Source organism: Maribacter sp. UH1 (assembly GCF_056839145.1).
Genome location: NZ_CM166387.1, coordinates 931380 through 952500 on the forward strand (window position 1 = coordinate 931380; position 21121 = coordinate 952500).

17 protein-coding genes (1 of these 17 running past the window's edge) are annotated in these 21121 nt (G+C 36.0%); 14 read left to right on the forward strand and 3 right to left on the reverse strand.

Annotated features, from left to right (window positions below; genetic code table 11):
- Positions 1 to 17: 17 nt before the first annotated feature.
- Together UH1x_RS04060 and trkA are read right to left on the reverse strand one after the other, a co-directional pair.
- A complete protein-coding gene (locus tag UH1x_RS04060) occupies positions 18 to 1511 on the reverse strand; it encodes a TrkH family potassium uptake protein (protein WP_482625274.1) in 1494 nt (497 codons plus the stop codon).
- 1 nt (position 1512) lies between these two features.
- Positions 1513 to 2862 (reverse strand): Trk system potassium transporter TrkA, encoded by a 1350-nt coding sequence (trkA, locus tag UH1x_RS04065; RefSeq protein ID WP_276494750.1) that lies wholly within the window; start codon positions 2860 to 2862, stop codon positions 1513 to 1515.
- Between the two features lie 229 nt (positions 2863 to 3091).
- Here trkA and ubiE point away from each other — a divergent pair, with 229 nt between their 5' ends.
- Positions 3092 to 3823 carry a bifunctional demethylmenaquinone methyltransferase/2-methoxy-6-polyprenyl-1,4-benzoquinol methylase UbiE gene (gene ubiE, locus UH1x_RS04070; protein ID WP_482625276.1) on the forward strand — a complete coding sequence of 244 codons (732 nt, stop codon included), beginning with the start codon at positions 3092 to 3094 and terminating at the stop codon, positions 3821 to 3823.
- Positions 3824 to 3884: 61 nt separating this feature from the next.
- Positions 3885 to 4607 carry a type IX secretion/gliding motility protein PorT/SprT gene (gene porT, locus UH1x_RS04075; protein WP_482625277.1) on the forward strand — a complete coding sequence of 241 codons (723 nt, stop codon included), beginning with the start codon at positions 3885 to 3887 and terminating at the stop codon, positions 4605 to 4607.
- Between the two features lie 103 nt (positions 4608 to 4710).
- Here porT and UH1x_RS04080 read toward each other — a convergent pair whose 3' ends face one another.
- Positions 4711 to 5430: a TrmH family RNA methyltransferase gene (locus UH1x_RS04080; protein WP_482625279.1), complete on the reverse strand. Its 720-nt coding sequence runs from the start codon at positions 5428 to 5430 to the stop codon at positions 4711 to 4713.
- Positions 5431 to 5484: 54 nt separating this feature from the next.
- On the opposite strand from UH1x_RS04080, the gene tamL reads away from it, so the two are divergent.
- The 12 genes from tamL to rpe form a co-directional block, all read left to right on the forward strand.
- The gene (tamL, locus tag UH1x_RS04085; RefSeq protein WP_482625281.1) at positions 5485 to 8049 is read left to right on the forward strand and encodes a translocation and assembly module lipoprotein TamL; all 2565 of its coding nucleotides are present in this window, start codon (positions 5485 to 5487) and stop codon (positions 8047 to 8049) included.
- A gap of 60 nt (positions 8050 to 8109) precedes the next feature.
- Positions 8110 to 9177, forward strand: coding sequence for a class II fructose-bisphosphate aldolase (gene fbaA / locus UH1x_RS04090; RefSeq protein WP_036156155.1), 1068 nt, complete (start codon positions 8110 to 8112; stop codon positions 9175 to 9177).
- A gap of 29 nt (positions 9178 to 9206) precedes the next feature.
- Positions 9207 to 10082 (forward strand): acetyl-CoA carboxylase, carboxyltransferase subunit beta, encoded by an 876-nt coding sequence (accD, locus tag UH1x_RS04095; protein WP_036158588.1) that lies wholly within the window; start codon positions 9207 to 9209, stop codon positions 10080 to 10082.
- The gene (locus UH1x_RS04100) at positions 10079 to 10564 is read left to right on the forward strand and encodes a hypothetical protein (protein ID WP_482625283.1); all 486 of its coding nucleotides are present in this window, start codon (positions 10079 to 10081) and stop codon (positions 10562 to 10564) included. Before accD ends, UH1x_RS04100 begins: the two co-directional genes overlap by 4 nt.
- A 106-nt stretch (positions 10565 to 10670) precedes the next feature.
- Complete coding sequence (rpsO, locus tag UH1x_RS04105) at positions 10671 to 10940, forward strand: 30S ribosomal protein S15 (RefSeq protein ID WP_036156156.1); 270 nt, start codon at positions 10671 to 10673, stop codon at positions 10938 to 10940.
- A gap of 206 nt (positions 10941 to 11146) precedes the next feature.
- The gene (locus UH1x_RS04110) at positions 11147 to 13363 is read left to right on the forward strand and encodes a polyribonucleotide nucleotidyltransferase (RefSeq protein ID WP_036156157.1); all 2217 of its coding nucleotides are present in this window, start codon (positions 11147 to 11149) and stop codon (positions 13361 to 13363) included.
- Positions 13364 to 13522: 159 nt separating this feature from the next.
- A complete protein-coding gene (locus tag UH1x_RS04115; RefSeq protein WP_036156158.1) occupies positions 13523 to 14386 on the forward strand; it encodes a sigma-70 family RNA polymerase sigma factor in 864 nt (287 codons plus the stop codon).
- A 253-nt stretch (positions 14387 to 14639) separates the two neighbouring features.
- The gene (gene pulA, locus UH1x_RS04120) at positions 14640 to 16622 is read left to right on the forward strand and encodes a type I pullulanase (RefSeq protein ID WP_482625286.1); all 1983 of its coding nucleotides are present in this window, start codon (positions 14640 to 14642) and stop codon (positions 16620 to 16622) included.
- Between the two features lie 29 nt (positions 16623 to 16651).
- The gene (locus tag UH1x_RS04125; protein WP_036156159.1) at positions 16652 to 16876 is read left to right on the forward strand and encodes a VF530 family protein; all 225 of its coding nucleotides are present in this window, start codon (positions 16652 to 16654) and stop codon (positions 16874 to 16876) included.
- Positions 16876 to 17328: a tRNA (cytidine(34)-2'-O)-methyltransferase gene (locus UH1x_RS04130; protein WP_482625288.1), complete on the forward strand. Its 453-nt coding sequence runs from the start codon at positions 16876 to 16878 to the stop codon at positions 17326 to 17328. Before UH1x_RS04125 ends, UH1x_RS04130 begins: the two co-directional genes overlap by 1 nt.
- Before the next feature lie 271 nt (positions 17329 to 17599).
- Entirely contained in the window at positions 17600 to 20710 is a 3111-nt protein-coding gene (locus UH1x_RS04135) for a WD40/YVTN/BNR-like repeat-containing protein (protein WP_482625290.1), read from the forward strand.
- A gap of 83 nt (positions 20711 to 20793) precedes the next feature.
- Positions 20794 to 21121, forward strand: partial view of a ribulose-phosphate 3-epimerase gene (gene rpe, locus UH1x_RS04140; protein WP_396633612.1) — the 5' portion only. Its footprint extends 323 nt past the window's final position; only the first 328 of its 651 coding nucleotides appear in the window; it begins with the start codon at positions 20794 to 20796; the stop codon falls past the right edge of the window.

Here is a 21121-nt window from a genome sequence, read left to right on the forward strand (position 1 = left end):
GAAACATTTTAGTTTATTTAAGTTCTTTTCCAGAAATATGGTGTCAATAAGATAAGTACCGTAAAAAGTTCTAACCTACCTGCCAACATTAAAAATCCACACCACCATTTTGCCAGAGCCGGTAAACTATTAAAATTGCTCACAGGGTTCAAACTCCCCAACGCAGGACCAACATTACCTAAAGATGATGCCGCACCACCAATGGCAGACTCAAAGTCTAACCCTAAAAAGCCTAACACCAAAGCCCCTATTATAAATAGCAGCATGTATAGCACAAAGAACCCAATAATATTATAAACTATTTTCTCCTTTACGGTCTTGTTGTTATATCGTACAGGTATAATAGCATTTGTATGCAATGTTCGCTTAAACTCCAATACCCCATTTTTGATAATCAATAAGTGACGCATTACTTTGATACCACCTGCTGTTGATCCTGCCGAACCTCCTAAGAAGAACAATCCGAAGAAAAACACAGTTAAGAAAGGTGTCCATTGCGTAAAATCAGCACTTACGAATCCGGTTGTAGTTATCACCGAAATTATTTGAAACAAGGAATGCCTGAATGCACTTTCCGCCTTACCCAACACCATAGGATACCCAGGAGTCAGCTCAGTGATATTTGCCTGAAAATAAACTACCAATGCTACTATGATGGTAAATACAATTACAAAACCGGAATAATATTTAAACTCCTCATCTTGTATTACTTTTTGTACTTTTCCTTTGAAAGCAAAATAGCTTAATACAAAGTTACTACCTGCCAAAAACATAAAGAATATGATGATATATTGTATCATGGGCTGGTCGTTATAGTAAGCCACACTCGCATTTTTGGTTGAAAAACCACCAGTGGACAATGTTGCCATTGCATGATTTATAGCATCAAAAAATGACATCCCCGCAACTTGAAGCAGAATAGTTTCAGCAACCGTATAACCAAAATAGATCAACCATAGTCGTTTTGCCGTATCGGTAATTCTTGGGTGCAATTTATCTCCCGTAGGTCCTGGTGCTTCGGCAGAAAACAACTGCATTCCCCCGATTCCCAATAAGGGCAATATGGCAATCGCCAAAACAATAATACCCATACCGCCAATCCAATGGGTTAAGCTACGCCAAAACAAGATACCTTCTGGCATTGCTTCTATATCATCCATAATAGAAGCACCCGTTGTTGTATAACCGGATATAGTTTCAAAAAAAGCGTTAGTTACAGTGGGCAATGCACCTGAAAATAAATATGGTAACATCCCAGAAATGGACATAACAATCCACCCAAAGGTCACGATAATATAGCCTTCTTTCTGTTTTACTTCTTTTTTATGACCTCTAGTATAGTACATCATAAAAACCCCTACGAACATAGTGGTTATAGATGCAAGTGCAATGCTTAACGTTGCGCCATCTTGGTATATACCACTGACCACTGCCGCCAAAAGCATAAAGCCCCCATTGCATAACAACAGAAGCCCCATTATATGAATTATGATTCTTAAATTAAGTCGCATCTTAAAGGAACATTCGTTCTATTTTAGGTATCTCTGAAGGCAGACAACAAACCACTACCCTATCACCTTCCTGTATTTTGAACCCACCAAGAGCAATATGACCTTGTCCATCTCTTACAACTCCACCAATTGTAGCAGCTTTAGGAAAATCCAACTCCCTAATGGTTGCTCCTGTTACCTTAGAGTTTCTTTTTACAATGAATTCTAAAATTTCAGCATTTAAATTATTCAAACGCATTAAAGCTACTACTTCCCCCTTACGTATATGTCTAAATATATTATTTGCGGCAAGAAGCTTTTTATTGATCAACGTATCAATACCAATAGAGTGAGATAACTGAAAATAATCCATATTCTCAACCAAGGCAATAGTTTTCTTTATATACTTTGACTTAGCCACCAAGCATGACATAATATTGGTTTCAGAATTTCCGGTTACCGCAATAAAGGCATCCATAGATTCCAAACTTTCTTCATCTAGCAATTCAACATTTCTACCATCACCATTGATCACCAATGCATTTGGTAGCTCATCTGCAAGATCAAAAGCTTTCTCTTTGTTCTTCTCAATCAACTTTACATTGAATTTGTTAGCACAAAGATCTCTAGCGGTTTTGTAACCTACTTTACTACCACCAAGAATCATTACATTCTTGATTTCCGCTTTCTTCTTACCTGTTAATTTATATAGTTCGTCAACACCTTTTTTAACAGTTATAAAGTATACCTGATCACCTTCTTTAAAAAGGGTATCACCTCTTGGTATTACTGTATACTGTGTACCTGTACGCTGTAAAGCAATTGGCATAAAGTGTAATTCCGGGAAAATTTTTGCAGCTTCTTTTACTTGTTTACCTACAAATGGTGCAGACTTTAATAATGATACACCCACCATTATCAACTCACCATCTTCAAATTCGTAGGTATCGTTAAAGGCCGACTTATTTAAAAGCATCTGAATTTCAGTTGCCGCTAAAGCTTCTGGAGAAATCAATTCATCTATACCTAAATCTGAAAACCTCAACAGATCTTTATTCTTTATAAACTCGGTATTTGATATTCTGGCAATAGTTCGCTTACAACCTAATTGCTTAGCCAGCATGCATAGGGTCAAGTTCGTAGTTTCAGAAGAAGTTACCGCAATAACCAAATCTGAATCCTTCACCTGAGCATCGATCAATACCGCAATAGAAGTTGCATCACCCTTTAAAACTCGTATATCTAGGTGATTATCCGCGTAAGCAAGACTTTCTTTTTTAGAATCGATTAAGGTAATATCTTGTGACTCATAGGAGAGCAACTTGGCTAAATGAAAGCCTACTTCCCCAGCACCAGCAATTATAATCTTCATTTATTTTATTAGTCCGCTAAACATCAAGCACCAATTTTCTTCTCTTAACTATTACCTATACTTAAAAGTAGTCTTGAAAACAATAGCATTTATTATGGGGCAAAATTACATAATTAAATTAGTTTAATCTTTATTTTCAATTCTTTAACCCATCAATTACCAACCTAACTGATTAAAAAGTAATTAAGCAATAGCTATATTGTATATTTGCCAAAAAAATAGCTGTAAAATGCCCCAAAAAGTTACTCCTTATAAAGATTCCGAATTAGGTAAGAAAGAACAGGTTACTCAAATGTTTGACACTATTTCTAAAAATTACGATGGTCTAAACCGTGTAATTTCTTTTGGAATAGACATTAAATGGCGCAAAAAAGTGGTTGAAATCTTAAAAAAAGAACAACCGCAGTCCATTTTAGACATTGCCACAGGTACCGGAGATTTAGCTATTGCCCTAGTTAAAACAGGCGCAAAAAAAATTGTAGGTCTAGATATTTCTCCAGGCATGTTAGCTGTTGGCAAAGAAAAGGTAACGGACAAGAAATTGGACAGCACTATAGAAATGGTAGTTGGTGATAGTGAGAAACTAACTTTTGAAGACAACTCCTTTGATGCGGTTACTGTATCTTTTGGAGTACGAAATTTTGAAACGCTGAATACCGGTATGGCAGAGATATTACGTGTTTTAAAACCAAATGGAACACTGGTTGTTTTAGAAACTTCTGTACCTACTAAAACCCCATACAAACAAGGTTACAATTTTTATACTAAAAATATTCTTCCCTTAATTGGAAAATTATTTTCAAAAGACGATTCTGCTTATGGCTATTTAAGTGAATCTGCTTCTGTTTTTCCACATGGCGAAAACTTCAACAATATTTTACGCGAAATTGGGTTTATAGATGTAACGAATAAACCTCAAACATTTGGGGTTGCATCAATTTATGTTGCGAAAAAAGGCTAATCTATATCTTTAGCATACTCACAATATATTTTTGACGTTTTACAATCGTAAACCAGGATATATGAAGAAGTGGTTTTTTATAAGCCTAACGTTGTTGATTACGAATTTAGTGAGTGCTCAATTCAACGAAAGTCCCATATTGAATAAACAAAACGAAGATAAGAAACTCTTAAACTGGGGTTACTTCCTTGGTTTAAACCAATATGATTTTAAATTTGACTACAAAGAAGAATTAGGATTTGATTCTACAGGTAAAGATTTAACCACTATCCAAGTTGCAAAGTCCTTTGGATTTAATGTTGGGTTAATTGGCGAAGTGCGGCTTAACGAATTCTTAGATGTCCGTTTTGAACCTGGATTGCATTATGGATCTAGACTATTAGGCTTCCCATCTCCTTTAATTGATGAAAATGATGCTTTGGTAGAGGTAAAATCTACTTATATCAACTTTCCCCTACTCCTAAAAGCAAGTACAAGAAGATATGGAAACTTTAAACCATTTCTTTTGGGTGGTGTATCTACAGGACTTAACCTAGGAAGTAATGAAGAAAGTCTTGATGATAATGAATCTGGCACCTTTAGAATGAAGAAATGGGTCTACAATTATGAACTTGGTTTTGGGATTGATTTTTACTTAGAGTATTTCAAATTCACCCCTTCTATTCGTGGTGTTTTTGCCATAACCGATGAGCTAGTTCCAGACAATGACCCAAACAGTCCTTTTACCGGAAATATCGAGTCCCTAAAAACTCGTGGAATATTCATCAACTTCACTTTTGAATAGCAATTAGCAATTAGCAATTAGCAATTAGCAATTAGCAATTAGCAATTAGCAATTAGCAATTAGCAATTAGCAAAAGTTAAATTTTTAGGTATACAATACCTGATTACTTTCTAATTTCATGTAATAAAATTGCAGTTGCAGATGCTACGTTTAAACTTTCCGTAGTCACACCTCCAAACTGTGGTATAGCCAATCTATCGGTACAAAGTTTTGCGACAACTTCAGAAACTCCTTTTCCTTCATTACCCATAATCATTATTCCTTTTTTCGGCAACTCGGTGGTATTAACATTATCACCATCCATAAAAGTTCCATAAACAGGTAACTGGGTTGAAGTTAAGAATGCATCAAGAGATAAATATTGAATATTCACTCTAGTGATTGACCCCATAGTAGCTTGCAATACTTTTGAATTAAAGCAATCTACAGTATCCGTAGAACATACAATATCACTGACACCAAACCAATCGCAAAGCCTTATTATAGTTCCTAAATTACCAGGATCCTGTACTCCATCTAACGCCAAAATCCAATCAGAAGTTATTTTCTCGGTTGGTTTTGGAATATAGAATACCCCAAGATATCCGTTCGGGTTCTTTAGGCTACTCATTTGACTAAGCTCCCTAGCTGTTACTTTTTCAACTTGTAGATCACCCACATCCAATCCAATAGGATCAACTGCAAAAAGCTTATATACTTTCATATCAGAATTCACTACTTCTTCAATAGTCTTTTTTCCTTCCACAACAAATAGTTCGTGCTCATTTCGGCACTTTTTTTGCTGTAGACTTTTGATAAGTTTCAATTCACTTTTGACAACCATTCAAATAATGTATTTTTGATTTCTATGAGGATGGCACTTTGCTCCAAAAACAACATGGCTAAATTAAGCTTATTATCCCTACTGGCAATAGTCTTGTTATCCTGTAACTCGCTAAAGAAAGTTGAGGATGATGAATACTTAGTGATCAAAAACGCCGTTTATGCCGATTCTGTTAAAGTAAACAATGAAGAATTGGAAAGTCTCATCTACCAAAAATCCAATTCTACCGTATTAGGCTACCCTCTTAGACTTAATTTATACAACCTTGCAAAAGAAAATCCAGATTCTTCCTATAATGCATGGCTATACAGAAAAGAGAATAGAAAAAAGAGACTTGACAAACTACTTTCAGAAAAACAAGAGGAACGCTTGGGCGAATCATTTATAGTAAAAGGACTTAGTAATTGGTTAAAGGATATTGGCGAAGAACCAACCATCTTAGACACTACAAAAACACGTTTAAGCTTAGCAAAACTTAGTGCATACTATCAAAGTAAAGGCTATTTTACAAATAACACTTCGTACGAAATTGATAGCGCAAGAAGTAAAAAAGCCAAGGTAAATTATCATATTGAACTTGGCGACCCGTATATAATAGATTCGCTTGGCAATAATATTTCATCTAGAGCAATAGACTCCTTATACTTTTTAAACTCTGCAGAATCATTAATAAAAGAAGGGCAACAGTTTGACCTAAGTAATTTTAATGGTGAGCGTGAACGATTAACAGGTATTTTTAGAAATAGTGGAATTCGTAATTTTCAAGAAAGCTCTATTACCTTCGATATTTTAAGAGATACTATTAAAGCTGCTGATGATCAGCAAATGAACATCACTTTAAATATTGGCGATTTAAAAACTAGAGGAGAAAATGAAGTGACCACCTCTGCATATAAAGTAGAAAAAATCAATAAAATACATATTTACACAGACTACCTTTCTACAAATTCACAAGATTCACTGTACACTATAGACTACCAAGATTACACTATTCATTACTCCAAGAATTTTGATATTAAGCCAAAAACCTTGGCTAATGCCATCTTTTTCAAAAAAGACAGTATCTATAGAGATGTAGATAAAATTAGAACATCTAGACAGTTAAATGCCCTGAACGTATTCAAATATCCAAATATCATATTTGAAGCTGATTCTGTTGACAATAAGGTGAACACAAACATTTACCTCGCTCCCAAAACAAAGTATTCTCTTGGTACTAACTTTGAAGTTAGTCGTTCTAACTTACGTAGACTAGGTGTTGGTTTGGGCACTACCCTACTTATAAGAAATATTTTCAAAGGTGCAGAAAACTTAAGTATCTCTGCAAATGGATCATACGGTCTTCTTAGCAGTAATACATTTGAAGCAAATTACTTCTCTGAATTTGGTGGTGACATTACCTTAGATTTTCCCCGAATTTGGTTTCCGTTTATAAATACCTCTAGAATAATACCAAACTATACCTTACCAAAAACAAGAATTGCCATTGGTACTAATTTCCAAAACAATATAGGTCTGGACAAACAAACTTTCAATACCGTTTTAGGCTACAACTGGGTACCTAGTGATTTTGTAAATCATGATGTTGAGTTATTGAACATTCAGTTTGTAAGAAATGTAAATAGTAGTAGATTCTATAATGTTTATACTAATACTTATGAACTTTTAGATGACATCGCAGACTCTTATGAAGATGCTACATTGTATCCAGAATTGGCATCATTCTTTGAAACTGGTGACGATGATGATGAACTTAACTTAATAATTCCTTCAGGCACAACCGGATTTACAAATGCAATCTTAGATGGTGATGTATCTTCTTCAAGTGACGATTTTGATGATGTAAACACTATTGAAGAAAGAAGAATTAGACTAACCGAGAATAATTTAATATTCGCATCTAATTACACATTCAACAAAACAAATAGAACCGGACCTATAGATAATTCTTTTTATCAATTCCGTTGGAAAATTGAAGGTGCAGGTAATGCTTTATCGGCTTTCTCTTCTTTTATACCATTCAACAAAAATGACGATGATCAGTTATTGGTATTTGGAGTACCATTTTCACAATACATTAAAAATGAGTTTGAATACGTAAAATACTGGGACCTAGAACGCTCTAATGTATTAGCTGCAAGAGCATTCTTCGGTATTGCCATTCCTTACGGTAATTCTGACAACATCCCATTTGTTCGTAGTTATTTTGGTGGTGGATCAAATGACAACAGAGCTTGGTTCCCATACTCATTAGGACCAGGAAGCACTTCAGCAATTAATGATTTTAACGAAGCGAATTTAAAATTAGCCTTGAACTTAGAATACAGATTTCCGGTAGCGGGTGATATTAACGGAGCCATATTTGCAGATGCAGGAAATATATGGAACGTGCTGGATAATGTAGAAGATCCAGATGCTACTTTTGACGGATTTAGTTCTTTAAAGGATATTGCCTTAGGAACAGGTATTGGTATAAGATACGATTTCACCTACTTCCTATTTAGACTAGATTTGGGCTTCAAAACTTATAACCCTGCTGAAATTCAGTCTAAAAGATGGTTCAGAGATTATAATTTTGCGAACTCCGTGTTGCAAATAGGTATTAACTATCCCTTTTAAATATAATTGTTTTATTACATTTGTTTTTCATTTTTTTAAGAAACAAACAACAACATAATTATGGCTCACAATATTAAACCGGGAGTTGCAACCGGAGATGAAGTTCAAGCAATCTTCAACTACGCAAAAGAAAAAGGGTTCGCATTACCTGCAGTAAACGTTATAGGTTCAGATACTATTAATGGTGTTTTAGAGACAGCTGCAAGTTTAAACGCTCCTGTTATCATTCAATTTTCTAACGGTGGAGCACAGTTCAATGCTGGTAAAGGTCTTTCTAACGATGGGCAAAAAGCAGCTATACTAGGTGCTGTTGCCGGAGCCAAACATGTTCACCAACTAGCAGAAGCTTATGGTGCAACAGTTATTCTTCATACAGATCATTGTGCAAAAAAATTATTGCCTTGGATAGATGGTCTTTTAGATGCTAGTGAAAAACATTTCGCTGAAACAGGAAAATCTTTATTCAGCTCGCATATGATCGATCTTTCTGAAGAGCCTTTAGAAGAGAATATTGAAATATGTAAAGGGTACTTAGAACGCATGAGCAAAATGAACATGACGCTAGAAATTGAACTAGGTATTACTGGTGGTGAAGAAGATGGTGTTGATAATTCTGATGTAGATGATTCTAAATTATACACACAACCAGAAGAAGTAGCATACGCCTATGAAGAGCTTTCTAAAGTTAGCCCTAAATTCACTATCGCTGCTGCATTTGGTAACGTACACGGTGTTTACAAGCCAGGTAACGTTAAATTGACTCCAAAAATCCTTTTAAACTCTCAAGAATATATTTCTAAGAAGTATGGTGTTGAGCACAACCATATAGATTTCGTATTTCATGGTGGTTCTGGATCTACAGTTGAAGAGATCAGAGAAGGTATTAGCTACGGAGTTATAAAAATGAATATTGATACCGATTTACAATATGCTTTCTTAGCAGGTGTTCGTGACTATATTCAAGATAATAAAGACTACTTGCAAGCACAAATTGGCAACCCTAAAGGTGCTGACGAACCTAACAAGAAATTCTACGACCCAAGAGTTTGGTTGAGAAAAGGTGAAACCTCTTTCATAGAGCGTTTGAAAAAAGCCTTTGAAGACTTAAACAATGTTGATACACTATAACCTTATTGGATAACCAAAAAATGGATGATATGACGGCTTGGTTTAAAAGAAAAGAAAAAGGTATTCAAACCTCTACAGAGGAAAAGAAAGATACACCTAAAGGACTTTGGTATAAATCGCCAACAGGTAAAATAGTAGAGTCTGACGATCTTGCAAAGAACTTTTATGTAAGTCCTGAAGATGATTATCACGTAAGAATAGGCAGTAAAGAGTATTTTGAAATTTTGTTTGATAACAATAAGTTTACTGAACTTGATGCAAACCTTAGTTCTAAAGATCCTTTAAAATTTGAGGATACCAAGAAATATAGCGAACGTTTAAAAGCGGCGCAGAAAAAAACCGGACTTAAAGATGCTGTGAGAACAGGATACGGAAAGTCTTACGGTAAAGACATCGTAATCTGCTGTATGGATTTTAAATTCATTGGTGGTTCTATGGGTAGTGTCGTTGGTGAGAAAATTGCACGTGGTATAGACTACGCCATTAAAAAGAAAACACCATTTATGATGATTTCTAAATCTGGTGGAGCTCGTATGATGGAGGCAGCGCTTTCATTAATGCAACTTGCAAAAACATCAGCTAAATTAGCTCAGTTATCTGAAGCTGGTTTACCATACATCTCTTTATGTACCGACCCAACAACGGGTGGTACTACGGCTTCTTATGCTATGCTTGGCGATATTAATATTGCAGAGCCAGGAGCATTGATAGGTTTTGCCGGTCCTAGAATCGTAAAAGATACTACTGGTAAAGATTTGCCCGAAGGTTTTCAATCATCTGAGTTTTTATTGGAACACGGCTTTTTAGATTTCATTTCACATAGAAGAGATTTAAAGAAAAAAGTGAACCTATATATCGACTTAATTCAGAACAACCCCGTAAGAGCAGAAAAAGCAACAGCGTGAAATCATTAGTATTCACTATACTATCTTTTTGGTTTTTATGCTGTTCTACAGATAAAGAAAAAGTGCTCGTCGAAGAATCAGATTCGGCGAGCATTTTTAATTCTAATGCACAAGTTACCCAAGTAAGCATATCAGGAGAACCAAATGCATACACTATCAATACTACAGTTTCAAGTCCCGATACAGGATGTGATCAGTATGCCGACTGGTGGGAAATTATAGATTTAGAAGGTAATCTTATCTATAGAAGAGTTTTGGCACATAGTCATGTAGATGAACAACCTTTTACAAGGTCAGGAAGCAACATTCCACTAGAAAGTACCACAGAAGTATATATTAGAGTACACATGAATACTACAAGCTATTCAAATGCGGTACTTAAAGGTGCTATTGACACTGGCTTCTCTTCTTATGAATTGGATATTGAATTTGCTAAAGAACTAGAAAACGTAGAACCATTACCAAATGGTTGTGCTTTTTGATTTTAAATTTTTAAAATTTAAATTAAACATTTCAAAAAATATCTTACCTTTGCGGCTTGATTGAAAATCAATCACGTACATAAAAATCATTTAAAATAATATTGGAATGTATTTATCAAAAGAAGTAAAAGCCGAAATTTTCAAAAAACACGGCGGTAGCGAAACAAACACTGGTTCTACAGAAGGACAAATTGCTTTGTTTACACACAGAATTAATCACTTAACTGGTCACTTGAAAAAGAACCATAAAGATTACAACACTGAGCGTTCATTAGTAAAGCTCGTGGGTAAAAGAAGAAGTCTTCTTGATTACATGATTAAAAATGATATTGTAAAATACAGAGAGCTAATTAAAGAGCTAGGTATTAGAAAATAATATTGCAAAAGGGGATAGCTAGCTATCCCCTTTTTTAATACTCCCGCCTTAGGAGTTTAAGCCAAATATTTGGCAAAGGAGAACAAAAAGCTACACACGGTTTTTCATTGGTCAACACAACAACACAACAACTCCGACCAGAGAAATTTCAGTCGGAAAGACCATTGTTTAACAAATTTGCATGATGCAAATTTTAATCGAATTTTATGATTCCAAAAGTATTTAAAGAGGTCATAGACCTTGGTGACGGTAGAGAAATTTCTATCGAAACAGGAAAATTGGCAAAACAGGCACACGGCTCTGTTGTTGTTCAATCAGGAAAATGTATGTTATTATGTACAGTTGTTTCCAACTACAAACAAAGTGATGTGGACTTTCTTCCACTAACGGTAGATTACCGTGAAAAATTTGCAGCTGCAGGTCGTTACCCAGGTGGTTTCTTCAAAAGAGAAGCAAGACCAAGTGACGGTGAAGTTTTAACCATGCGTTTAGTGGATCGTGTTTTACGTCCGTTATTCCCTAAAGATTATCACTCAGAAACTCAAGTGATGATTCAGTTAATGTCTCATGATGAAGACGTTATGCCAGATGCAATGGCAGGTTTAGCAGCTTCTGCCGCTATTCAATTATCAGATTTCCCTTTTGAATGTGCTATCTCTGAAGCTAGAGTTGGTCGTGTAAACGGTGAATTCGTTATCAACCCAACCCGTGCTCAATTATTAGAGTCTGACATTGATATGATGATCGGTGCTTCTGCTGATTCTGTAATGATGGTTGAAGGTGAGATGGATGAGATTTCTGAAGAAGAAATGACCGAAGCTATTAAGTTTGCCCATGAAGCTATTAAGGTTCAATGTGCTGCTCAAGAAGCTTTAGCGAAAGCTTTCGGTAAAAAAGATGTACGTGAGTACGAGCCAGAACGTGAAGATGCTGATCTAGCTAAGAAAATTCATGACATGGCTTATGATAAAGTATACGCTGTTGCTCAAGCAGGTTCTGCAAAACATGAGCGTAGCGCTGCTTTTGGCGAAATCAAAGAAGAAATCAAAGCTTCTTTCTCTGAAGAAGAGCAAGCTGATTTTGGCGGATTAATTTCTAAATACTACAGTAAAGCTGAAAAAGCCGCTGTACGTGACTTAACATTGAACGAAGGTTTAAGATTAGATGGTCGTAAGACTGATGAGATCAGACCAATTTGGTGTGAGGTAAACTATTTACCATCTACACACGGTTCTTCTATCTTTACTCGTGGAGAAACTCAAGCTTTAGCTACAGTTACTTTAGGTACAAGTAGAGAAGCAAACCAAATAGACATGCCATCTTACGAAGGTGAAGAGCGTTTCTATTTACACTATAACTTCCCTCCTTTTTCAACTGGTGAAGCAAGACCTATTCGTGGAACATCTCGTAGAGAAGTTGGTCACGGTAACTTGGCTCAACGCGCATTGAAAGGAATGGTTCCTGAAGATTGCCCTTACACAGTACGTGTAGTTTCTGAAATTTTAGAATCTAACGGTTCTTCTTCTATGGCTACTGTTTGTGCTGGTACTATGGCAATGATGGATGCTGGGGTTCAATTGAAAAAACCAGTATCAGGTATTGCAATGGGATTAATTTCTGATGCAGATTCTGGAAAGTATGCTGTATTATCAGATATCTTAGGTGATGAAGATCACTTAGGTGATATGGATTTTAAAGTAACAGGTACTGCAGACGGTATTACGGCTTGCCAAATGGATATTAAAGTAAAAGGTCTTTCTTATGAGATTCTTGTTAATGCTTTAAAACAAGCTCGCGAAGGTCGTTTACATATCTTAGGAAAAATTACTGAAACTATTTCTACACCTAACGAAGATGTTAAAGATCACGCTCCTACAATGGTATCTAGACGTGTTCCTAATGAATTCATTGGTGCATTAATTGGTCCTGGAGGAAAAGTGATTCAAGAAATGCAGAAAGAAACTGAGACAACTATCGTTATAAACGAAGATCCAGTTACTGAAGAAGGTATAGTTGAAATATTAGGTGTTGGTAGAAAAGGTATTGATGCTGTAATGGCAAAAATAGATTCTATTTTGTTCAAGCCAGAAGTTGGTAGCGTTTACGAAGTAAAAGTTATTAAGATGCTTGATTTCGGTGCAGTTGTAGAATATATGGATGCTCCTGGTAATGAAGTATTATTACACGTAAGTGAACTAGCATGGGAACGTACGGAAAATGTAGCTGATGTTGTAAACATGGGCGATGTATTTGACGTTAAGTATTTCGGTATAGATAAGCGTACTCGTAAAGAAAAAGTTTCTCGTAAAGCACTTTTACCAAAACCAGAAGGTTTTGTTGAAAGACCACCACGTGATGATAAAAGAAGAGATGACCGTCGTGGAAACGATCGTAATCGCGATAGAAAACCAAGGAGAGATTAATTCTTTTGTAAGGTAATTCTTAAAGCCTCGACTAATCAGTCGAGGCTTTTTTATGTAGTTCAACGGAAAAATGAACTTTTTTTGATTGAATTGTAACATTCGGAAGTTTTTTACGTATAAGTATATGCAGTCTATGCAAACTGAACTTAATTTATTTTAATGAGACAGCTTAAGATTACAAAACAGGTCACCAATAGAGAGACCGCATCTTTGGACAAGTACTTACAAGAAATTGGAAAAGTAGACTTGATTACCGCTGATGAAGAAGTAGAGTTGGCACAACGTATCAAGGCAGGCGACCAGATCGCTCTTGAAAAACTCACCAAAGCCAACCTCAGATTCGTGGTTTCAGTTGCGAAGCAGTACCAAAACCAAGGCCTTACTTTGCCAGATTTGATTAACGAGGGTAACCTTGGATTAATCAAAGCTGCACAGCGTTTTGACGAAACGCGGGGATTTAAATTTATCTCCTACGCCGTATGGTGGATCCGTCAATCTATATTACAAGCATTGGCAGAACAATCTCGTATCGTTCGTTTGCCATTGAACAAAATTGGTTCTATCAACAAGATCAATAAAACTTTTGCTTTCCTTGAGCAAGCGCATGAAAGAATGCCTTCTCCTGAAGAAATTGCAAAAGAATTGGACATGACTGTTGATGACGTAAAACAATCATTGAAAAACTCAGGTAGACACGTATCTATGGATGCGCCTCTTATTGACGGTGAAGATTCTAACCTTTATGATGTACTTCGTAGTGGTGAATCTCCTAATCCAGATAGAGAATTGTTACATGAGTCTTTACGTACAGAAATTGAGCGTGCTTTAGAAACATTAACGCCACGTGAGGCAGATGTAATTCGTCTATACTTTGGTCTTGCTAACCAGCATTCTATGACCTTAGAAGAAATTGGTGAAACTTTTGACCTTACTAGAGAAAGAGTTCGTCAAATTAAAGAAAAAGCAATTAGACGTTTAAAGCATACTTCTAGAAGTAAAATATTAAAAACGTATTTGGGTTAAAAACCCTTAGCGTTCAAGCTATAAAAATTACACGTTAAATATTCCCTAAATTGGTAATATGGCATATTAATTGTAATTTTAACGGTAACAACAGTTTATCATGACTGTTCGTTTTTTGATTGATGAATAAACTCCGGCTGATTACCGGAGTTTTTTCATTTATAATAGTTTCATTATTATTTACTTAGCTAACCCTAAACAATAATTATCTCCAAAATTTCTTTCCTTATCTTAGAGCATCATTACCATTTCAATGAAATACACACTACTAATTTCAATAGTTTTCATGTGCTTTAATTCTTGTAATCACCATAAAAATAATACTGATTTTGGCAGCTACCCTACCCCCGTTAAAGAAAATTTATGGGCGCAATACAGTCAAAAATCAACTTTATTTAAACTTTGGTCCCCTAAGGCAGAAGAAGTTATCTTAAGACTCTATAGAACCGGAAACAAGTCCAAATCATATGCAAAATATTCCCTAAACAAGGAAGACGAGGGTATTTGGAAAATTAACGTTGATGGCGATTTAAACGGAATTTACTATACTTTTCAAGTTAAATCAGATAACAAATGGCTTAATGAAACTCCAGGAATTTACGCACAAGCTGTTGGAGTAAACGGAAATAGAGCTATGGTTATTGATATGGAAAAAACCAACCCTAAGAATTGGCAAAGTGATATCTCCCCAGCGCTCAATTACCAAAACGAAGCTATAATCTACGAGCTTCATATTAGAGACATGACAATTCATCCCCAATCTGGGTCTTCTATGCCAGGAACCTATCTAGGCCTAGTTGAAACCGGAACTAAAAGCCCTAACCAAATTACTACGGGCATAGACCACTTAAAGGAATTGGGCATTACTCATGTACATCTTTTACCTTCTTTTGACCATTATTCCATTGACGAGGCCAACTTAAACACCCCGCAATTTAATTGGGGATACGACCCTCAAAACTATAATGTTCCTGAAGGTTCCTTTTCTACCGATCCTTTTAATGCAGAAGTTCGTATTAAAGAATTTAAACAAATGGTTCAAACATTTCACGCTAATGGCATCGGTGTTATTATGGACGTTGTCTATAACCATACTGGCAAAACGGATGAATCTAACTTTAATCAAGAAGTGCCAAATTATTATTACAGACATTGGGAAGATGGCTCGTATTCAGATGCTGCTGCTTGTGGTAACGAAACTGCCTCTGAGCGCCCAATGATGCGCAAATTCATTATTGAATCTGTTTTACACTGGACTAAAGAATATCATATTGATGGATTTCGTTTTGATCTTATGGGCATTCATGACATTGAAACCATGAACATCATTGCTGAGAAAATTTTAAAAATTAATCCAGACGCACTATTATATGGCGAAGGATGGACTGCCAAAGATTCCCCATTACCCGAAGAAAAAAGAACGCTCAAAAAACACATGCAAAAAATTCCAAAATTTGCCGCCTTTAGTGATGATTTACGTGACGGATTAAAAGGTTCTGTTTTTGAAGATGAAAGCTTAGGTTTTGTGAGTGGAGCTGTAAAAACGGAAGAATCAATAAAATTCGGGATTGTAGGTGCTATTCAACATCCCCAAATTAATTATAACAGTGTAAACTATTCTGAAGCTCCCTGGGCTAACGAACCTTGGCAATCTGTAAACTACGTTTCTTGTCATGACAATCATACGCTTTTTGACAAACTAAAAATCTCAAGACCTAATACAGATCCTAAGACCTTAATTGCTATGGATAAATTGGCAAATGCCATTGTTCTCACATCACAAGGAACTCCATTTTTACATGCGGGTTCAGAAATGCTTCGTACAAAAAATGGCGAACACAATTCATACAATTTACCTGATAGTATTAACCAAATAAATTGGAACAGGAAATATGAACATAAGGAGGTTTTTGAATACTATAAAAATCTAATTCAACTTAGAAAAGAACACCCGGCTTTTTATATGACCACAGGCTCAGATGTTCGTAAACACCTAATATTTCAAAAGACTGATGATTCGCTGGTTTCATTTACTTTGGAAGACAATGCAAATGCCGATAGCTGGGAGAAAATTTTAGTCATATACAATGCATCCAACAAAATAATAGATTATAAAATAGAAGGAATTTGGCAAGAAGCGGTTTCTGGTAGTACCTTTGATTTTGAAGGTTCAACTTTTTTGAAAAACCATATTAAGGTTCCAGCACTATCAATGTACATTGCTTTTCAAAAATAAAAGTAATTCCTACTAAATAAAAAACTATCATGAGCTCAGATTCTCAACCCAACAATCCCCTCCACGGTGTAAAATTGGCAACTATTCTAGAAGAACTTACAGAAAAGTATTCATGGGAAGATTTAGCCGGTCAGGTCAATATAAACTGTTTTAAGAGTAATCCTTCCATAAAATCTAGCTTGAAGTTTTTACGCAGAACGCCATGGGCACGTGAAAAAGTGGAACATTTATACCTTCAATCTTTTAAAAAATAATGGGATTTAATATTGTACTTATAGAACCTGAAATTCCTAATAATACAGGAAATATTGGAAGACTAGCACTTGGCACAGGTTCTACACTATACTTGGTAAAACCTTTTGGGTTTGAACTTACAGACAAACGCTTAAAAAGGGCAGGGCTTGATTACTGGCAGCATTTAAATGTAATTATGTACGAGAATGTTGATGAATTCTTTGAGCAGAATAAAGAAAAGAAAATGATTTTCTTTTCTGCCAGCGCAACTAAAAATCATTGGGAAATTGATTTTGAGGAAGATATGTTTTTAGTCTTTGGCAAAGAATCTGTTGGCTTGCCAAAATCTATTTTAAATGACAATGCGGATAAAGCTGTAAAAATTCCCTTATACAGTGAACATATCCGCAGTCTTAATTTAGCCAATGCAGTTGCTATTTCAATTTACGAAGGTTTAAGACAAATAGAATAGCAGCTATTACCTTCTTGATTATTTTGTCGTGGTAATTCTATAGTCATATTATTTATTCGCTGTTTGCTGATAGCTACATTTCATAACTATGGAAATAGCAAAATAATTAGTGTATTCTAAGAGTATTCTTAAGACAAACATCATTTAATAAGCTTACCATATTAAATGAGTGCTATCCTCGTTAAAATTTTTCTATCGCTTATTATTGGCAGATTAAATTATTATTTTCAAGCTAGTAATAAATCAATCTACCAAACAAACAACGACTACAATGAACTCAAAATCATCTCTCCTTTTTATTTTATCTCTTTTATTTATTAGCAGCTCTTTAATCGCTCAAAAAAAGAAAAATAAAAAAATCCACTCGCAAACAACGCTCAACAAAGCTTTTTATGACAATTTAGAATGGCGTAATATTGGACCTGTACGTGGTGGGCGTTCTTTAGGTTCTGCCGGCAGCCCTAGTAGACCCAATGAATATTATTTTGGTGCAACTGGTGGTGGATTATGGAAAACTACTGATGGCGGTAATGAGTGGAAACCAGTTACAGACGGTCAAATAACCAGCTCTTCTGTTGGCGCTGTAGCGGTAGCTGAAACAAATCCTGATATCGTATACATCGGTATGGGCGAAGTACAATTACGTGGTAGCATAACGCAAGGCAATGGTGTATACAAATCTATTGATGCCGGTGAAACATGGAAGCATTTAGGACTAGAGGAAACTCAGGCTATTTCTAGAATTAGAATTCATCCCACAAATCCTGAAATTGTATATGTCGCCGCATTAGGTCACCCATATGGCGATAATGAAGAACGTGGTGTTTTTAAAAGTACTGACGGTGGTAAAACATGGAACAAAACACTTTATGTGAGTGATAAGGCTGGTGCCGTAGATTTGATCATTGACCGCAACAACCCAAGTGTATTATATGCCAGTACTTGGCAAGTGCAACGTAAAGCCTGGAAAATGTGGGGCGGCGGTCCAGATTGTAAACTATGGAAGTCTACAGATGCTGGTGAAACCTGGACAGATCTTTCAAAAAATCCAGGTATGCCAGAAGGTCCTTTAGGAAAAATTGGAGTAACCGTTTCTCCTGCAGATTCTAATCGCGTTTGGGCAATTGTTGAAGCTAATGAAGGTGGAGTATTTCGTTCGGATGATGCGGGTAAAACTTGGAAAAGAACAAATGATGAGCGTAAACTTAGACAACGTGCTTTTTACTATTCTAGAATTTATGCCGACCCGTTGAATAAAGATATAGTTTACGGACTCAATGTAAACTTTTGGAAATCTACAGACGGAGGCGAAACATTTGATACAAAAATTAAGGTACCTCACGGAGACAATCATGATCTTTGGATAGACCCTAATAATCCTGACCGCATGATTTCTTCTAATGATGGCGGTGGCGTTGTTAGTTTAAACGGAGGAGAATCCTGGACAGAAGAAGACTACACAACAACACAGTTGTACCATGTAATGACCACTAACGATGTACCTTACCATGTGGCAGGTGCACAACAAGACAACAGTACCATTGCTGTACCAAGCGATGGTTGGGGGCATATGCAAGCAAGAGGCCAAGGTGATGGTTGGGCATACGCTGTTGGTGGTGGTGAAAGTGGTTGGATTACCCAGCACCCAACCAATTTAGACATATTTTATGCAGGTAGTCAAGGTGCACTATTGACACGATATGACAGAAGTAATGGTCAATCTAGAGACATACAGGTATATCCGCGATTTTTCTCGGGCGAGCCTGCTAGCGCATTACCTGAACGTTGGCAATGGACGTTCCCTATCATGTTTGCACCAAAAGATGAAAATGTAATGTACACGTGTTCACAGCATGTTTGGAAAACTACGGATGATGGACAATCTTGGGAGAAAATCAGTCCAGATTTAACCTATGCAGACCCATCCACCTTAGGTAAAACGGGTGGTATTATTACCATGGATATGAACGGACCTGAAATTTACGCTACGGTTTTTGCTCTTGCTCCATCTAACCACGACATTAATACTATATGGGCAGGTTCAGACGATGGTAAAATTCACATTACTAGAGATGGCGGTAAAAATTGGTCAGACATTACTCCTAAAGAATTACCAAAATTCTCTAGAGTTAGTATTATTGATGAATCTATTCACAATCCAGGAACATTATACGTTGCAGCAAATAGATACCAAGTAGATGATAGACAACCTTATGTTTTTAAGACACATGATTATGGAAAAACTTGGACAAAAATTATTAACGGAATAGAAGATGGGCACTTTGCAAGAGCGGTTCGCGAAGACCCTGTTAGAGAAGGACTTCTATTTTTAGCAACTGAACACGGAGTATATTTTTCAATGAACGACGGGGAATTATGGCAAAGTCTTCAATTGGAATTACCCGATACTCCAGTTAGGGATTTAGTCATAAAAGATAATGATGTCGTTTTAGGAACCCACGGTAGAGGGTTTTGGATTCTTGATGATATTCAACCCTTAAGACAGTATACTTCTGAAATGGAAAATCAAGAAGCCGTACTTTTTAAACCAACCAATGCTTTAAGAGGATTGACAAATGCTTCTATTCAATATTATTTAAAGGAAGAAAAAGACACCATCACCTTTGAAATTTACGACACTAATGATAAACTCATAAATACGTTTACCGGTAGTAAACCCAAATATGAAGTTGACCCTAACATACCTTATTGGTTAAAAGGAGGATCTACAAAACCTACCACAGCAAAAGGAATAAACAATTTTACTTGGGACATGAGGTATCAAGGTGCTACTACTTTTGAAGGAATGATCATTTGGAGCGCAAGACCTGCACGCGGACCAAAAGCTCCTTTAGGGACTTATAAAGTAAAAATGAAATCAGGGGATTATGAAAAAACATATGCGTTTGAAATAAAAATGGATCCAAATCTTAAAGGGATTACCAAAGAAGATTTAGATGAACAATTTGAGTTATCCAACAAAATAATGGGTAAAACTTCGGCTGCCAATGAAGCGGTTATTAAGATTAGAGAAATTAAAAAGATCCTTGGTGATGCAAAAGATGCTATTAAGGACTACGATAAGAACATCACCCCTTTCTTAAACGAGTTAACCGAAGTCGAGGAAAGTCTGTACCAAGTAAAAAATCAATCAGGTCAGGATCCATTAAACTTTCCAATAAAACTAAATAATAGATTAGCATCATTAAGAAGAAGTGTAGAATCAGGTGAAGCAAAACCTACAAGCGGAGCTTACAAAGTTTACAAAGAATTATCGGCAGAACTAGATGTTGAATTGAACAAGTTGAATACTATTATGAAGCAATACAAGTCAAAAATTAATCCCATACTCACTAAATATGGTGGAAGTAAAATTGATTAAATAGAGTTAAAGCTAATTTAAAAACGACTGTTGAACGAAATACAAATCCGTATTTTTGTATTGAATTACAAAGGTTATATATCATGAAAAAGGCAAGTATAGCGCCATCACTTTTAGCAGCAGACTTTGGAAATCTACAACGCGATGTAGAAATGGTAAACGCCAGTGAAGCAACATATCACCATATCGATGTTATGGACGGAGTTTTTGTGCCAAATATATCTTACGGTATGCCTGTGGTCAAAGCAATACATAAATATGCCACTAAGCCTTTAGACGTACATTTAATGATTGTAGACCCAGACAGATATCTAGAAGAGTTTGCAAATTTAGGCGCTCATATCTTAACCGTACATTACGAGGCTTGCACCCATTTACACAGAACCATACAAGCTATTAAAGCTTTAGGGA

Excerpts from the sequence above, each read along its gene's own strand:
- UH1x_RS04110 (WP_036156157.1), top strand. The coding sequence starts at position 11,147 with ATGATTCCAAAAGTATTTAAAGAGGTCATAGACCTTGGTGACGGTAGA.
- pulA (WP_482625286.1), top strand. The coding sequence starts at position 14,640 with ATGAAATACACACTACTAATTTCAATAGTTTTCATGTGCTTTAATTCT.
- UH1x_RS04135 (WP_482625290.1), top strand. The coding sequence starts at position 17,600 with ATGAACTCAAAATCATCTCTCCTTTTTATTTTATCTCTTTTATTTATT.
- UH1x_RS04125 (WP_036156159.1), top strand. The coding sequence starts at position 16,652 with ATGAGCTCAGATTCTCAACCCAACAATCCCCTCCACGGTGTAAAATTG.
- UH1x_RS04080 (WP_482625279.1), bottom strand. The coding sequence starts at position 5,430 with ATGGTTGTCAAAAGTGAATTGAAACTTATCAAAAGTCTACAGCAAAAA.
- ubiE (WP_482625276.1), top strand. The coding sequence starts at position 3,092 with ATGCCCCAAAAAGTTACTCCTTATAAAGATTCCGAATTAGGTAAGAAA.
- UH1x_RS04130 (WP_482625288.1), top strand. The coding sequence starts at position 16,876 with ATGGGATTTAATATTGTACTTATAGAACCTGAAATTCCTAATAATACA.
- UH1x_RS04060 (WP_482625274.1), bottom strand. The coding sequence starts at position 1,511 with ATGCGACTTAATTTAAGAATCATAATTCATATAATGGGGCTTCTGTTG.
- trkA (WP_276494750.1), bottom strand. The coding sequence starts at position 2,862 with ATGAAGATTATAATTGCTGGTGCTGGGGAAGTAGGCTTTCATTTAGCC.
- accD (WP_036158588.1), top strand. The coding sequence starts at position 9,207 with ATGACGGCTTGGTTTAAAAGAAAAGAAAAAGGTATTCAAACCTCTACA.
- UH1x_RS04115 (WP_036156158.1), top strand. The coding sequence starts at position 13,523 with ATGAGACAGCTTAAGATTACAAAACAGGTCACCAATAGAGAGACCGCA.
- rpsO (WP_036156156.1), top strand. The coding sequence starts at position 10,671 with ATGTATTTATCAAAAGAAGTAAAAGCCGAAATTTTCAAAAAACACGGC.
- porT (WP_482625277.1), top strand. The coding sequence starts at position 3,885 with ATGAAGAAGTGGTTTTTTATAAGCCTAACGTTGTTGATTACGAATTTA.
- tamL (WP_482625281.1), top strand. The coding sequence starts at position 5,485 with ATGGCTAAATTAAGCTTATTATCCCTACTGGCAATAGTCTTGTTATCC.
- fbaA (WP_036156155.1), top strand. The coding sequence starts at position 8,110 with ATGGCTCACAATATTAAACCGGGAGTTGCAACCGGAGATGAAGTTCAA.